Origin of the sequence: Dactylosporangium sp. CA-052675 (assembly GCF_050947935.1) — a bacterium.
Taxonomy (GTDB): Bacteria; Actinomycetota; Actinomycetes; order Mycobacteriales; family Micromonosporaceae; genus Dactylosporangium.
In genome coordinates this window covers 186,562-200,967 of the sequence record NZ_CP192010.1, presented here as the reverse complement: position 1 = coordinate 200,967, position 14,406 = coordinate 186,562, and the positions used below count along the sequence as shown (strand labels likewise).

Genomic DNA, 14,406 nt, shown 5'->3' with positions numbered 1-14,406 from the left:
GGGGACGTCACCGTCGGTGTTGCTGACAGGCTAGCTGAGGAACTTGCCCGCGTTCTGGGTGACCTCGAGCAGCGCCCCCGGCGCGATGCCCAGGACCAGCGTCGCGACCGTCCCGATGACCAGCGCGGCCGCCGTCATGGCGCCCGGGATGGACACGGCCGGCGTGGCCTCGCCCGGCTCGGACAGCCACATCATGACGACCACACGCAGGTAAGGGAAGGCGAGGATGGCGGAGCTCACCACGCCGGCGATCACCAGCCAGGTCTGGTTCCCGTCGACCGCCGCCGCGAACACGCCCACCTTAGCGGTGAAGCCGCTGGTCAGGGGCAGACCGGCGAAGGCCAGCAGGATGAACGTGAAGAGCGAGGCGTACAGCGGCGAGCGCCGCCCCAGCCCGGCCCAGCGCGACAGGTGCGTGGCCTCGCCGTCGGCGTCGCGCACCAGGGTGACGACCCCGAACGCGGCGAGCACGGTGAAGCCGTACGCCACGAGGTAGAACAGCGAGCTGGACAGGCCCTTCTCGTTCAGCGAGATCACGCCGAGGAGCAGGTATCCGGCGTTGGCGATCGACGAGTAGGCCAGCAGGCGCTTGATGTCGGTCTGGGTGACCGCCAGGATCGCGCCGATGATCATCGTCAGCACCGCGATGGTGCCCAGCACCGGCTGGATCGTCCACTCGGTGCGGTGGAAGCCCACGTAGACCAGGCGCAGCAGCCCGCCGAACGCGGCGACCTTGGTGCAGGCGGCCATGAGCGCGGTGATCGGCGTCGGGGCGCCCTGGTACACGTCCGGCGTCCACACGTGGAAGGGCACCGCGGCCGCCTTGAACAGCAGTCCGATGGCGAGCATGGCCAGCCCGACGTACAGCAGGATGTCGTCCTTGCCCCCGGACTGGATGGCCGCGTCGATCGCCTTGAAGTCGACCTGGCCCGCGTAGCCGTAGACCAGCGCGATGCCGAACAGGAAGAACGCCGACGCGAACGAGCCGAGCAGGAAGTACTTCATCGCGGCCTCCTGCGACAGCAGCCGCCGGCGGCGGGCCAGCGCGCAGAGCAGGTACAGCGGCAGCGAGAAGACCTCGAGCGCGACGAACATGGTCAGCAGGTCGTTCGCCATGGTGAACAGCAGCATGCCGCCGAGGGCGAACATGGCCAGCGGGAAGACCTCGGTCGCCCCGCCCAGGCGCTGGGCCTGCTCGCGGTCCCGGTCCGTGTTGGCCGTGACCGCGGCCTGGGCGACGAACGCGCCGCCCGGCTCCAGCGTCCGCTCGCCGATCAGCAGCAGCGCGACGATGCCGAGCACGATGATCGCGCCCGAGAGGAACAGGCCCGGCTTGTCCACGGCGACCGAGGTCGCGGCGGTGATGACCGGCTTGTCGCCCTGGCGGATCACCATGACCAGCGCGGCCACGAGGCCGGCCAGCGCCAGGGTGAGCTGGACGCTGTGCCGCACCCGCTTGGGCACGAAGCCCTCGACGAGGACCCCGACGCAGGCGACGCCGAAGAGGATCAGCATCGGGGCCAGCGCCGCGTAGTCCAGGTGCGGCAGTTGGAGTTTGTCGTTCACTTGCCGGCCTCCACGGTACCCACGGTGGGTTTCGGGTCTTGCTTGCCGACGTCCTGCATCGTCGCCTTCACCGCCGGGTTGATCACGTCGGTGAGCGGCTTCGGGTAGAAGCCGAAGAGCAGGATCAGGGCAATCAGCGGGGCGACCACGACCGCCTCGCGCACAGACAGGTCACGCCCCATGGCCTTGATCTCGGCCAGTTGCGGGTTCGGAGTGCCCTGCGTGGTGCGCTGGATCATCCAGAGCACGTATCCGGCCGCCAGGATGATGCCGGCGGTGGCGATGATCGCGACCGTCTTGTTCACCGTGAACGTGCCGATGAGCACCAGGAACTCGGAGACGAAGGGCGAGGTGCCGGGCAGCGCCAGCGAGGCGAGACCGGCGATGAAGAACACGCCCGCCAGCACCGGCATGAGCTTGCCGGCGCCGCCGAAGTCGGTCACCAGCGCGCTGCCGCGGCGGGCCACCAGCATGCCGACGACCAGGAACAGCAGGCCGGTCGCGAGGCCGTGGTTGACCATGTACAGCACCGCACCGGTGCCCGCCTGGGTGGTGAAGGCGAAGATGCCGATGCCGATGAAGCCGAAGTGCGCGATGGACGTGTAGGAGACCAGGCGCTTGAGGTCCTTCTGCCCGATCGCCACGAGCGCGCCGTAGATGATGCCGACCAGCGCGAGCGCGAGCCCGAGCCAGGCGAAGTGCTTCGACGCGTTCGGGAAGAGCGGGAGGCAGTACCGCAGGATGCCGAACGTCCCGACCTTGTCCAGCACGCCGACCAGCAGCGCGGCCGCCCCGGCGGGCGCGGCGCCACCGGCGTCGGGCAGCCAGGTGTGGAACGGGAAGAAGGGCGCCTTGATCGCGAAGGCGACGAAGAACCCGAGGAACAGCCAGCGCTCGGTGTTGGTGGAGAAGTCGGCGTTGACCAGCGTCTGCCAGTCGAACGTCTGGCCACCCAGCACCCACAGCCCGACGAGCGCGGCCAGCATGAACAGGCCGCCGAGCAGCGAGTAGAGGAAGAACTTCACCGCGGCGTACTGCTTGTTCTTCCCGCCGTAGGAGCCGATCAGGAAGTACATCGGCACCAGCATGACCTCGAAGAACACGTAGAACAGGAACACGTCCTGGGCGGCGAAGACGCCGATCATCGTGCACTCGAGGGCGAGGAGCAGAGCGAAGTACGCCGGGACCGACCGCTTGCTGTTCTCCGCGTCGTGCCAGGAGGCCAGGATGACCAGCGGCACCAGCAGGGCGATCAGCGCGATCATGACCAGCGCGATGCCGTCGACGGCGAAGGTGAACTTCGCCCCCCACTGCGGGATCCAGGTCCAGGAGTCCTTGAGCTGGAAGCGGTCGCCGTCCGGCTTGAACTGCGTCCACAGGCCCACGCCGAGCGCCAGGACCACGACCGACCAGCCCAGCGCGACGCGCTTGGCCAGCTCGGGCTTGTCCTTGGGCAGCAGCGCGACCCCCGCCGCGCCGACGAGCGGCGCGGCCGTGAGGACGGTCAGGTATGGAAAGTGGCTCATCCGAACCTCACCGCGAGCGTGGCGGCCACCACGAGCACCGCACCTCCGAGAATGGAAAGGGCGTAGGAGCGCACGAACCCGGTCTGGGCCCGGCGCATTCGACCCGATCCGCCGCCGATGCCCGCGGCGAGGCCGTTGACCAGCCCGTCGATGCCGCGGTTGTCGAGGTAGACCAGGGCGCGGGTCAGGTAGCGACCGGGCGCCTCGAACACGATCTCGTTGAACGTGTCCGTGTAGAGGTTCCGGCGGGCGGCGGTGACCAGCGCACCGGCCGGCTGCTCTTCCTTCGCGGTGCCCTTGTTGAACAGCAGGATGGCCAGGCCCGCGGCGAGAACCGTCAGCACCAGCGACAGCGTGGTGATCAGCCAGTGGGCCAGCACCGGCTCGTGCTCGACGTGCTCGGCGCCGAAGGTCGGCGTCAGCCAGTCCGGCACCGAGGTGGCGAGCAGGCCACCGGCGGCGACCGAGCCGATCGCCAGGACGATCAGCGGGATCGTCATGACGGCCGGCGACTCGTGCGGGTGCTTGATGTCGTCGGTCCAGCGCTGCGGGCCGTGGAAGGTCAGCCAGAACAGCCGGGTCATGTAGAAGGCGGTCAGGGCCGCGCCCAGCATCGCCGCACCGCCGAACAGCCAGGCCGTCCAGCCCTCGCGCTCGAAGGCGGCCGCGATGATCGGCTCCTTCGAGAAGTAGCCCGAGAACGGGAACATGCCGATGATCGCCAGCCAGCCCAGGCCGAACGTGACCCAGGTGATCTTCATGTACTTCCAGAGCCCGCCGAAGCGGCGGATGTCGGTCTGGTCGTGCATGCCGTGCATGACCGAGCCGGCCCCGAGGAACATGCCGGCCTTGAAGAAGCCGTGCGCGAGCAGGTGGATCAGCGCCAGCGCGTAGGCGCCGCCGCCGAGCCCGACGCCCAGGAACATGTAGCCGATCTGGCTCACCGTCGACCAGGCCAGCACCCGCTTGATGTCGTCCTTGGCGCAGCCGATGATGCAGCCGATCAGCAGCGTCAGCGCACCGACCGCGACCACCACGGTCTGCGCGTCGGGCGAGGCGTTGAAGATCGGGTGGGAGCGGGCGACGAGGTACACGCCCGCGGTCACCATCGTGGCCGCGTGGATCAGGGCCGAGACCGGGGTCGGGCCCTCCATCGCGTCGGGGAGCCAGGCCTGCAGCGGGAACTGGCCGGACTTGCCGGCCGCGCCGAGCAGGAGCAGCAGCGCCATCAGCAGCACCGTGCCCTGGCTCAGACCGCCGACGCTGTTGAAGACCTCGTCGTAGTTCACGGTGCCGAGGTAGGCGAACATGATGAAGATGGCGATCGCGAAGCCCGCGTCACCGACGCGGTTCATCAGGAACGCCTTCTTGCCGGCGGTCGCCGCGCTCGGGCGCAGGTACCAGAAGGAGATCAGCAGGTAGGAGGCGAGACCGACGCCCTCCCAGCCGAAGTAGAGCATCACGTAGTTGTTGCCGAGGACCAGCAACAGCATCGCCGCGATGAACAGGTTGAAGTACCCGAAGAACTTCCGCCGGCCCGGGTCGTGCTCCATGTAGCCCACCGCGTACAGGTGGATCAGGGAGCCGACGCCGGTGATGAGCAGGACGAACATCGCCGACAGCGGGTCGAAGAGCAGCCCCATGTCCACGTGGAAGTTCCCGACGTGGATGTAGTCCCAGAGCGTGATCTCGACGCCGGAGCGGTTCTCCAGCCCGCGGAGCGTGAAGAAGTACGTCAGGCCGAGCACGAACGACGCGGCGACGCTCAGGACGCCGAGCCAGTGACCCCAGCGGTCGGCCCGCTTGCCGAGCAGCAGCAGGATCGCCGCGCTGGCCAGCGGGATCACCGGAAGCAGCCAGAACGAGCCCAGCCACCCGGTCGCCGCCGAGTAGGCGATATGTTCCACCACCCGCTCCTTAGTACTTCAGCAGGTTCGCGTCGTCGACGCTGGCCGAGCGCCGAGTCCGGAAGATCGACATGATGATCGCCAGGCCGACGACGACCTCGGCCGCCGCCACGACCATGACGAAGAACGCCATGATCTGCCCGTCGAGCGTGCCGTTGATCCGGCTGAACGTGACCAGCGCGAGGTTGGCCGCGTTCAGCATCAGCTCGATGCACATGAACAGCACGATCGCGTTCCGGCGGACGAGCACGCCCATCGCGCCGATCGTGAACAGGATCGCCGCGAGGACGATGTAGTACGTCGGAGTCACTTCTCGGTCCCCTTTGGTGCGACGTCGGCAGACGTCAACTCCCGGGTCGGGAGGATCTTGGAGATGCTGCGGTCGGACGGCGTGCCGTCGGGCAGCCGCGCCGGGGTCGCCACCGAGTCGGAGCCGGCGAACACGCCGGGGCCGGGCTTCGGCGCCGGGTAGTTGCCCGGGCGGAAGCGTGCCACCATGCGCTGCGGCTGGCTGATCTTCTCTTCCTTGCGCTTCTCGATGTGCGCCAGGATCATCGCGCCCACCGCGGCGGTGATGAGCAGCGCGGACGTGATTTCGAAGACCCAGACGTACTTGGTGAAGAGCAGGCGCGAGATGCCCACCACGTTGCCGGCCGCGTTCGCGTCGGCCAGGCCCTTCGGCTCGATGCCGCCGAGCGCCCGGTAGAGGCCGATGCCCAGCAGCAGCGCGAGGCCGACGCCCAGGAGGATGGCCGCCATCCGCTGCCCGCGCAGGGTCTCGATCAGCGAGTCCGAGGAGTCGCGGCCGACCAGCATGAGCACGAACAGGAACAGCATCATGATCGCGCCGGTGTAGACGATGATCTGCACCATGCCGATGAACGGGCCGGCCTGCAGGATGTAGAACACGCCCAGGCTGAGCATCGTGATGACGAGCGACAGCGCGGAGTGCACCGCGTTGCGCGCCCAGACCATGCCGATCGCGCCGAGGACGGCGAGCGGGCCGAGAATCCAGAAGGTGACGGCCTCGCCGCCCTTCACGTCTCCCGCGGCCGCAAGGGTCTGCAGCGCCAGGGTACTGGTCATGAGTGAACCCCCTTGTACCGCTCGGCACCGGCGGAGGTGCCCGGGTTCTCCAGCGCCCCGACGTAGTAGTCCTTCTCGGAGTTGCCCAGGCGCATGTCGTGCGGCGGGCGCTCCATCCCCGGCAGCAGCGGCGCGAGCAGCTGCTCCTTGGTGAAGATCAGGTCGCGGCGGTTGTCGCGGGCCAGCTCGTACTCGTTGCTCATGGTCAGCGAGCGAGTCGGGCAGGCCTCGATGCACAGCCCGCAGAAGATGCAGCGGGCGTAGTTGATCTGGTACGTCTGGGCGTAGCGCTCACCGGGCGAGAAGCGCTCGTCCTCGGTGTTGTCCGCGCCCTCGACGTAGATCGCGTCCGCCGGGCAGGCCCACGCGCACAGCTCGCAGCCGATGCACTTCTCCAGCCCGTCCGGCCAGCGGTTGAGAATGTGCCGGCCGTGGTACCGCGGAGCGGGCGGCTTGCGCTGCTCCGGGTACTCCTCGGTGACCACCTTCTTGAACATGTGCGAGAAGGTGACCCCGAACCCCTTCAGGGTTCCACCAATAGACACGTCAGTTCTCCTTGCCGGTCGGGACGGTTTCCCGCTCGACGATCACGCGCTTGGCCCGCGGGCTGGGCGGCACCTCGAGGTTCATCGGCGGCAGCGGGAACCCGTTCGCCCCGCCGACGCGGCCGCCCGGGTGGACCGTCGGCAGCTCGACGCCGGCCCCGCGGCGGGTGCGCTGCAGCGCCACGAGCGCCAGGACCAGCACCACCAGGACGACGATGCCGATGATCACGCCGGTGCGGGCGCCCGTGCTGATGCCGCCGTTCTGCAGCACGCGGATGCCGGACAGCGCCAGGATCCAGACCAGGTTGGCCGGGATGAGCACCTTCCAGCCGAAGCGCATGAACTGGTCGTAGCGCAGCCGGGGCAGCGTGCCGCGGAGCCAGACGAACACGAACAGCAGCAGCAGCACCTTGATCGTGAACCAGAGCACCGGCCACCACCCGTGGTTCGCGCCGTCCCAGAGCGACAGCGGCCACGGGGCGCGCCAGCCGCCGAGGAAGAGCGTCGTGCACAGGCCGGAGACGGTGACCATGTTGACGTACTCGGCGAGGAAGAACAGCGCGAACTTCAGCGACGAGTACTCGGTGTGGAAGCCGCCCACCAGCTCGGACTCGGCCTCGGGGAGGTCGAACGGCGCCCGGTTGGTCTCACCGACCGCGGAGGTGAAGTAGATCAGGAAGCTCGGGATGAGCAGGATGCCGTACCAGGCCGGCAGGTGCCAGGTCATCCCGAAGACCTCGGCGGTGCCGTTGCCCGCCTGCGCCGCGACGATCTGCGAGGTGGACATCGTGCCCGAGACCAGGAAGACCGAGACGATCGACAGGCCCATCGCGACCTCGTAGGAGATCATCTGGGCGCTCGAGCGCAGACCGCCGAGCAGCGGGTACGTCGAGCCGGAGGCCCAACCGCCGAGCACGACGCCGTAGATGCCCATCGAGGAGCAGGCGAGCACCAGCAGCACGGCCACCGGGATGTCGGTCAGCTGCAGCGGCGTGTGGTTGCCGAAGACCGAGACCACCGGCCCGAACGGGATCACCGAGAACGCGGTGAACGCGGTGATCGTCGAGATGACCGGTGCGAAGAAGAAGACGACCTTGTCCGCGAGGCGCGGCATGATGTCTTCCTTGAACGCGAGCTTGAGCCCGTCGGCCAGCGACTGCAGCAGACCGAACGGCCCGTTGCGGTTCGGACCCGGCCGCACCTGCATGCGGGCGACGACGCGGCGCTCGTACCAGATGGCGAAGAGCGTCATGACGACCAGGAACGCGAAGATAATGACGACCTTCGCGAGCACCAGCCACCAGACGTCTTTGCCGAACTCGTCGAGGTTGCCTGCAGCGGATGTCATCGTGCGCTACCCCCAGTGCTGATCTCGACCAGCGCGCCCTCCGTGACGCCGAGCGTCCGGCGCAGGGTCGAGCCCGGTGAGTTCGTCGGGATCCACACGACCCCGTCGACCATGTCGGTGACGAGCGCCGGCAGGGTGATCGCACCCCGCTCGGTGCCGACGGTCACCGCGTCCCCGTCCACCACGCCGAGGTCGGCCGCGGTGCTCTTGGAGATCCGGACCACGGCGGGGCGAGCGGTCCCGGCCAGGTGGCCGTCCCCGTCCTGCAACGAGCCGCCGTCGATCAGGTGGTGCCAGGAGGCGAGGATCGCCTGGCCGCTCGCGGGCCGCGCGGGCGCGCCCGGGGCGACGTCCGGCGCGGTGCCGCGCACCAGGCTCGGGTTGCCCGCGCCCACGGTGCCGACCGCGACCGTGCCCGGCAGCGGCAGCTGAGCCAGGGCGGCCAGCTGTGCCCGTACCAAGGCTACGTCGCCGACACCGAGCTGCACGCCGAGCTCGCGGCCCAGCGTGTCCAGCACGCGCGCGTCGGTCATGGCCTGCGTCTTGAGCACGGTGCCGAACGGGCGGACCCGGCCCTCCCAGTTGACGTAGGAGCCGGACTTCTCGGCCGCCGGGGCGACCGGCAGGACGACGTCGGCGCGCTTGGCGACGGCGCTCATCCGCAGCTCCAGGCTGACCAGGAAGCCGACCTTGTCGAGGGCCTCCTCGGCCGCCATCGGGTCGGCCAGGTCCGCGGGGTCCACGGCGCCGACCACCAGCGCGCCGAGCCGGCCCTCGCGGGCGGCGTCGACGATGGCGTCGGTGTCGCGGCCGGAGGCGCTGGGCAGCACGCCCGCGTCCAGCCCCCACGCGGTGGCCACCTCGGCCCGGGCGGCCGGGTCGAAGACCTGGCGACCGCCGGGCAGCAGGGTCGGCAGCACGCCGGCCTCGACCGCGCCCCGGTCGCCCGCGCGGCGGGGGACCCAGGCGATGCGAGCGCCGGTGGACTCGGCCAGGCGCGCGGCGGCGGAGAGCCCACCGGGCACACTCGCCAGGCGCTCGCCGACGAACAGGATCGCGCCCTCCTCCGACAGCGCGGTGCGCAGCTGCTCGGACTCGGCGAGCACCTCCGCCTCGGCGCCGGGGGCGGTGAGCAGGACCGTCGCGCCGAGCTTGGTGTAGCCGCGGCTCACGAACGGGGCGACCGCGTAGCTGGGCAGGGCCCGCTTGAGGTAAGCCTTGCGCGCCCGCAGGAAGATGATCGGGCACTCCTCCTCGGGCTCCAGCCCGACGAAGACGACCGCGGGAGCCCGCTCGATGTCGGCGTAGGTGACCTCGGCCCGCCCGACGACGTTGGAGCCGAGGAACTCGGTCTCCTCCGTCGACAGCGGCCGGGCGCGGAAGTCGACGTCGTTGGTCCCGAGGGCGACGCGGGCGAACTTGGCGTAGGCGTAGGCGTCCTCGACCGTGAGCCGTCCGCCGGCCAGCACGCCGACGCCACCCTGCTCCTTCGCGGCGGCCAGGCCGGCCGCGGCGACGCTGAGCGCCTCGGGCCAGCTGGCGGTGCGCAGCTCGCCGGTCTTGCGGTCGCGCACGAGCGGCGTGGTCAGGCGGTCGGTGGCGGTGACGTACTGGAACGCGAAGCGCCCCTTGTCACAGTTCCACTCCTCGTTCACCGCCGGGTCGTCGCCGGCCAGGCGCCGCATGACCTTGCCGCGGCGGTGGTCCGCCCGCTGGTCGCAGCCCGCGGCGCAGTGCTCGCACGTGTTGGGCGTCGACACCAGGTCGAAGGGCCGGGCCCGGAATCGGTACTGCGAGCTGGTGAGCGCCCCCACCGGGCAGATCTGGATCGTGTTGCCGGAGAAGTAGCTGTTGAAGGGAGCGTCGTCCTCGGGCGACTCCGGGTTGCCCCGGAACACGCCGATCTGCTCGTTGCTCGAGCGCTCCATCAGGTCGATGAACTTGTCGCCGGCGATCTCGTCCGAGAACCGCGTGCAGCGCTGGCAGAGCACGCACCGCTCGCGGTCGAGCAGCACCTGGGTGCTGATCGGCAGCGGCTTGGGGTACTCCCGCTTGTGCTCGACGAACCGGGACTCGGCCTGGCCGTTGCTCATCGCCTGGTTCTGCAGCGGGCACTCGCCGCCCTTGTCGCAGACCGGGCAGTCGAGCGGGTGGTTGATCAGGAGGAACTCCATGATTCCCTCCTGGGCCTTCTTGGCCACTTCGGAGGTCACCTGGGTCCTGACCACCATGCCCTCGGCCACCGGCTGGGTGCACGAGGCGACCGGCTTGCGCTGGCCCTCGATGTCGACCAGGCACTGGCGGCAGGCGCCGGCCGGGGCGAGCAGCGGGTGGTCACAGAAGCGCGGGATCGAGATGCCCACCTGCTCGGCGGCCCGGATGACGAGCGCGCCCTTCGGCGCCTCGACCTCGATGCCGTCGATGGTGAGCTTGACGGTCTCGACCGCCGGCACAACGTCCGTCATCAGTGAGCTCCTACCAGCTCGCCATGGAACATCGGCGCCTTGCGACCCTCGATGTAGTCCAGGTAGTCCTGCTTGAAGTACTTGATCGAGGACGTCACCGGGCTGGTCGCGCCGTCGCCGAGCGCGCAGAACGAGCGGCCCAGCAGGTTGTCGCAGGCGTCCAGGAGGGTGTCGAGGTCCTGGTGAGTGCCCTGGCCGGCCAGGATGCGGTGCAGGATGCGCACCATCCAGTAGTTACCCTCGCGGCACGGCGTGCACTTGCCGCAGGACTCGTGGTGGTAGAAGGCGATCCAGCGGTACGTCGCGTAGACGATGTCGTCCTGGTCGGAGAAGACCTGCACGGCGGTGGTGCCGAGCATGGTCCCGACGCTCATCATGCCCTCGAAGTCCATCGGGGTGTCGAGGTGCTCGTCGGTCAGCATCGGCGTGGAGGAGCCGCCCGGTGTCCAGAACTTGAGCTGGTGGCCGTCCTGCATGCCGCCGGCCAGGTCGATGAGCTGCCGCAGCGTGACGCCGAGGCCGCACTCGAACTGGCCGGGGTGCTTGACCCGCCCGGAGATCGAGTAGATCTTCGGGCCCGGGGACTTCTCGGTGCCCATGCTGCGGAACCACGCCGCGCCGCCGAGCACGATGTACGGCACGCTGGCGATCGTCTCGACGTTGTTCACGACGGTCGGGGAGGCGTAGAGGCCGTGCGTCGCCGGGAAGGGCGGGCGGAGCCGGGGCTGGCCGCGGTAGCCCTCCAGCGAGTCCAGCAGCGCCGTCTCCTCGCCGCAGATGTAGGCGCCCGCGCCGCTGTGCACCACCAGGTCGAGCGAGAAGCCGCTGCCCAGGATGTTCGCGCCGAGGTAGCCCTTGGCGTAAGCCTGCTCGACCGCCGAGCGCAGCCGCCGGGCCGCGTGCACCGCCTCGCCGCGGATGTAGATCGCGGCGAAGTTCGCGCGGATCGCGTAGGAGGCGATGATGACGCCCTCGACCAGCGCGTGCGGGTCGGCCATCATCAGCGGCAGGTCCTTGCAGGTGCCCGGCTCGCCCTCGTCGGCGTTGACGACGAGGTAGTGCGGCTTGCCGTCGTTCTGCGGGATGAAGCCCCACTTCATGCCGGTCGGGAAGCCGGCGCCGCCGCGGCCGCGCAGCCCGGAGTCCTTGATCAGCTGGATCAGGTCGTCCGGGTGGGCCTTGAGCGCCTTGCGCAGGCCGGTGTAGCCGTCGAGCCGCTCGTACACGTCGATCTTCCACGCGTCGGGCGAGAGCCAGCGCTTGGTGAGCACCGGCGTGAGCTTCGACAGCGCCTCCTGCGAGGGCTGGTAGTCAACCGTCATGACTTCGCCTCGTCCTTCTTGGCGATGGGCGTCTCCGGGTCGAAGCCCGGCACCGAGATCCCGAAGCGCTCGGCGAGCCGGTTGCCCGCGAGGGTCGGCTCACCGGCGGGGCCGTCGGCCATGACCTCGTCGCCGCGGTCGTCGGCGAAGCCGGCCAGCTGCACCGCCATCTCCTTGAGCGTGCAGAGCCGGGTGCCGCGCGTGGGCTGCGGGCGCTCGCCGTCCTGCAGCTGCTTGACCAGCTTCAGCGCGGTGTCGTCGCTCACCTGGTCGAAGAACTCGTAGTTGACCGTCATGACCGGCGCGTAGTCGCAGGCCGCGAGGCACTCGGCGTGCTCGAGGGTGATCTTGCCGTCGGCCGTGGTCTCGTCGTGCCCCACGCCCAGGTAGTCGCTCAGGGCCTGGTAGGCCTTGTCGCCGCCGAGCACGCCGCACATCGTGTTGGTGCAGACGCTCACCAGCCAGTCGCCGGTCGGCTTGCGCTTGTACATGGTGTAGAACGTCGCGACCGCGCCGACCTGGGCCTTGGTGATCCCGAGGATCTCGGCGCAGAAGGCGATGCCGTCCGGAGAGACGTACCCCTCCTCCGACTGCACCAGGTGCAGCAGGGGCAGCAGCGCCGAGCGCGAGCGGCCCTCGGGGTAGCGCGCGATGATCTGACGCGCGCGTTCGCGCGTGAGCTCACTGAACACCATTAACGATCACACCCACCCATGACGGGGTCGAGCGAGGCGCCACCCACGATGACGTCGGCGAGCAGGCCGCCCTCCGCCATCGCCGGGATCGCCTGCAGGTTGACGAAGCTGGGCTCGCGGTAGTGCACCCGGAACGGGCGCGTGCCGCCGTCGGAGATCGCGTGCACGCCGAGCTCGCCGCGGGGCGCCTCGATCGGCACGTAGACCTGGCCGGGCGGCACCCGGAAGCCCTCGGTCACCAGCTTGAAGTGGTGGATCAGGGCCTCCATCGACTGGCCCATGATCTTCGCGACGTGCTCGAGCGAGTTGCCGAGGCCGTCGCCGCCGATCGCGAGCTGCGCCGGCCACGAGATCTTCTTGTCGGCGATCATGATCGGACCCGGCTCGAGCCGGTCCATCGCCTGCTGAATGATCTTCAGCGACTCGCGCATCTCGTTGAGCCGCACCTTGTACCGGCCCCACGCGTCGGCGGTGGTCTCGGTCGGGACCTCGAAGTCGTAGGTCTCGTAGCCGCAGTAGGGCTGCTGCTTGCGGATGTCCCAGCCGAGGCCGGCCGAGCGCAGCACCGGCCCGGTGATGCCCAGGGCCACGCAGCCGGTGACGTCGAGCACGGCGACGCCCTGGGTGCGCTCACGCCAGATCGTGTTGCCGGAGAGCAGGTCCTCGTACATGTCGATGCGGTCCGGCATCCAGCCGAGCAGCTCGCGGATCTTGACGATGGCCTCGTCGTTGAGGTCCTGGGCGAGCCCGCCCGGGCGCACGTAGGCCATGTTCATCCGCAGGCCGGAGACCAGCTCGAAGATGTCGAGGATGTACTCACGCTCGCGGAAGCCGTAGATCATCATCGACAGGGCGCCGAGCTCCATGCCGGTCGTGGCGAGCCAGACCAGGTGCGAGGAGATCCGGTTGAGCTCCATCATCAGCACGCGGATGGTCTTGGCGCGCTGGGTGATCTGGTCCTCGATGCCGAGGAGCTTCTCGACCGCCATGCAGTAGCCGGTCTCGTTGAAGATCGGCGCCAGGTAGTCCATGCGGGTCACGAACGTCGTGCCCTGGGTCCAGTTGCGGAACTCCAGGTTCTTCTCGATGCCCGTGTGGAGGTAGCCGATGACGGTCCGCGCCTCGGTGACCGTCTCGCCCTCGAGCTCGAGGACCAGGCGGAGCACCCCGTGGGTGGACGGGTGCTGCGGGCCCATGTTGACGACGATGCGCTCTTCGGAACCGGCCTCGTTGACGACCGTGTCCCAGTCCCCGCCCGTGACGGTGAAGACCTTGCCCTCGGTGGTCTCGCGAGCGGCCGCGTAGTCGGTGGTCACTGGTAACTCCTCCGCTGGTCCGGCGGCGGGATCTCCGCACCCTTGTACTCGACCGGCACGCCGCCGAGCGGGTAGTCCTTCCGCTGCGGGAAGCCCTCCCAGTCGTCCGGCATGAGGATCCGGGTCAGGTTCGGGTGGCCGTCGAAGATGATGCCGAACATGTCGTAGGTCTCCCGCTCCTGCCAGTCGGCGGTCGGGTAGACCTGGGTGACGCTCGGCAGGTGCGGGTCCTCGGCGGTCACGGCGGCCTCGAGGCGGATCCGGCGGCGGAACGTCATCGACGTGAGGTGGTAGACCGCGTGCAGCCGGCGGCCGTCGCTGCCCAGGTAGTCCACGCCGGAGACCGAGGAGCACAGCTCGAAGCGCAGCGCGTGGTCGTCCCGCAGCGCCTGGCAGACCTCGGCGATTCGCTCCGGCACGATGTGCAGCGTCAGCTCGCCGCGGTCGACGACGATCCGCTCGATCGCGTCGTGGAAGCCCGGGTAGGCCTCCTCGAGGGCGTCCACGACCTCGTCGTGCTCGCCGCCGAAGGGCCGCGGCGAGTCGAGGTCGCCCGTGCGCCGGCGACGCAGGCCGCCGAAGCCGGAGGTGTCGCCGGTGCCCTGCACGCCGAACATGCCGCGCCCGGCG

At 69.5% G+C, this 14,406-nt stretch carries 11 protein-coding genes and 1 pseudogene; all 12 read right to left on the bottom strand.

Annotated features, from left to right (window positions below):
* Positions 1-30 precede the first annotated feature (30 nt).
* The 12 genes and pseudogenes from nuoN to ACQP1P_RS00890 all read right to left on the bottom strand — a co-directional run bounded on the left by nuoN (position 31) and on the right by ACQP1P_RS00890 (position 14,393).
* Positions 31-1,515, bottom strand: coding sequence for an NADH-quinone oxidoreductase subunit NuoN (gene nuoN, locus ACQP1P_RS00945; RefSeq protein WP_433089765.1), 1,485 nt, complete (start codon positions 1,513-1,515; stop codon positions 31-33).
* A 47-nt stretch (positions 1,516-1,562) separates the two neighbouring features.
* A complete protein-coding gene (locus ACQP1P_RS00940) occupies positions 1,563-3,092 on the bottom strand; it encodes an NADH-quinone oxidoreductase subunit M (protein WP_433082167.1) in 1,530 nt (509 codons plus the stop codon).
* Entirely contained in the window at positions 3,089-4,999 is a 1,911-nt protein-coding gene (gene nuoL / locus ACQP1P_RS00935; protein WP_433082165.1) for an NADH-quinone oxidoreductase subunit L, read from the bottom strand. The genes ACQP1P_RS00940 and nuoL overlap by 4 nt, the downstream gene beginning before the upstream one ends.
* A 10-nt stretch (positions 5,000-5,009) precedes the next feature.
* Positions 5,010-5,255, bottom strand: coding sequence for an NADH-quinone oxidoreductase subunit NuoK (gene nuoK / locus ACQP1P_RS00930; protein ID WP_433089763.1), 246 nt, complete (start codon positions 5,253-5,255; stop codon positions 5,010-5,012).
* Between the two features lie 50 nt (positions 5,256-5,305).
* Entirely contained in the window at positions 5,306-6,073 is a 768-nt protein-coding gene (locus tag ACQP1P_RS00925) for an NADH-quinone oxidoreductase subunit J (protein ID WP_433089761.1), read from the bottom strand.
* A gap of 8 nt (positions 6,074-6,081) precedes the next feature.
* On the bottom strand, positions 6,082-6,582 hold the full coding sequence (gene nuoI, locus ACQP1P_RS00920) for an NADH-quinone oxidoreductase subunit NuoI (RefSeq protein WP_433089759.1): 501 nt from the start codon (positions 6,580-6,582) through the stop codon (positions 6,082-6,084).
* A gap of 49 nt (positions 6,583-6,631) precedes the next feature.
* Positions 6,632-7,978, bottom strand: a complete 1,347-nt coding sequence (nuoH, locus tag ACQP1P_RS00915) for an NADH-quinone oxidoreductase subunit NuoH (protein ID WP_433082163.1) — start codon at positions 7,976-7,978, stop codon at positions 6,632-6,634.
* Positions 7,975-10,443 (bottom strand): NADH-quinone oxidoreductase subunit G, encoded by a 2,469-nt coding sequence (locus ACQP1P_RS00910; RefSeq protein ID WP_433082161.1) that lies wholly within the window; start codon positions 10,441-10,443, stop codon positions 7,975-7,977. Before ACQP1P_RS00910 ends, nuoH begins: the two co-directional genes overlap by 4 nt.
* A complete protein-coding gene (gene nuoF / locus ACQP1P_RS00905; RefSeq protein WP_433082159.1) occupies positions 10,443-11,765 on the bottom strand; it encodes an NADH-quinone oxidoreductase subunit NuoF in 1,323 nt (440 codons plus the stop codon). The genes ACQP1P_RS00910 and nuoF overlap by 1 nt, the downstream gene beginning before the upstream one ends.
* 5 nt (positions 11,766-11,770) lie before the next feature.
* Positions 11,771-12,460, bottom strand: a pseudogene (gene nuoE, locus ACQP1P_RS00900) (NADH-quinone oxidoreductase subunit NuoE); the annotation flags it as partial.
* The gene (locus ACQP1P_RS00895) at positions 12,460-13,776 is read right to left on the bottom strand and encodes an NADH-quinone oxidoreductase subunit D (RefSeq protein ID WP_433082157.1); all 1,317 of its coding nucleotides are present in this window, start codon (positions 13,774-13,776) and stop codon (positions 12,460-12,462) included. The gene ACQP1P_RS00895 and the pseudogene nuoE, both read right to left, overlap by 1 nt.
* Positions 13,773-14,393: an NADH-quinone oxidoreductase subunit C gene (locus ACQP1P_RS00890; protein ID WP_433089757.1), complete on the bottom strand. Its 621-nt coding sequence runs from the start codon at positions 14,391-14,393 to the stop codon at positions 13,773-13,775. The genes ACQP1P_RS00895 and ACQP1P_RS00890 overlap by 4 nt, the downstream gene beginning before the upstream one ends.
* Positions 14,394-14,406: the final 13 nt, after the last annotated feature.

Excerpts from the sequence above, each read along its gene's own strand:
- nuoN (WP_433089765.1), bottom strand. The coding sequence starts at position 1,515 with ATGCTGATCCTCTTCGGCGTCGCCTGCGTCGGGGTCCTCGTCGAGGGC.
- ACQP1P_RS00940 (WP_433082167.1), bottom strand. The coding sequence starts at position 3,092 with ATGAGCCACTTTCCATACCTGACCGTCCTCACGGCCGCGCCGCTCGTC.
- nuoK (WP_433089763.1), bottom strand. The coding sequence starts at position 5,255 with ATGGGCGTGCTCGTCCGCCGGAACGCGATCGTGCTGTTCATGTGCATC.
- nuoI (WP_433089759.1), bottom strand. The coding sequence starts at position 6,582 with ATGTTCAAGAAGGTGGTCACCGAGGAGTACCCGGAGCAGCGCAAGCCG.
- nuoH (WP_433082163.1), bottom strand. The coding sequence starts at position 7,978 with ATGACATCCGCTGCAGGCAACCTCGACGAGTTCGGCAAAGACGTCTGG.
- ACQP1P_RS00910 (WP_433082161.1), bottom strand. The coding sequence starts at position 10,443 with ATGACGGACGTTGTGCCGGCGGTCGAGACCGTCAAGCTCACCATCGAC.
- nuoF (WP_433082159.1), bottom strand. The coding sequence starts at position 11,765 with ATGACGGTTGACTACCAGCCCTCGCAGGAGGCGCTGTCGAAGCTCACG.
- ACQP1P_RS00890 (WP_433089757.1), bottom strand. The coding sequence starts at position 14,393 with ATGTTCGGCGTGCAGGGCACCGGCGACACCTCCGGCTTCGGCGGCCTG.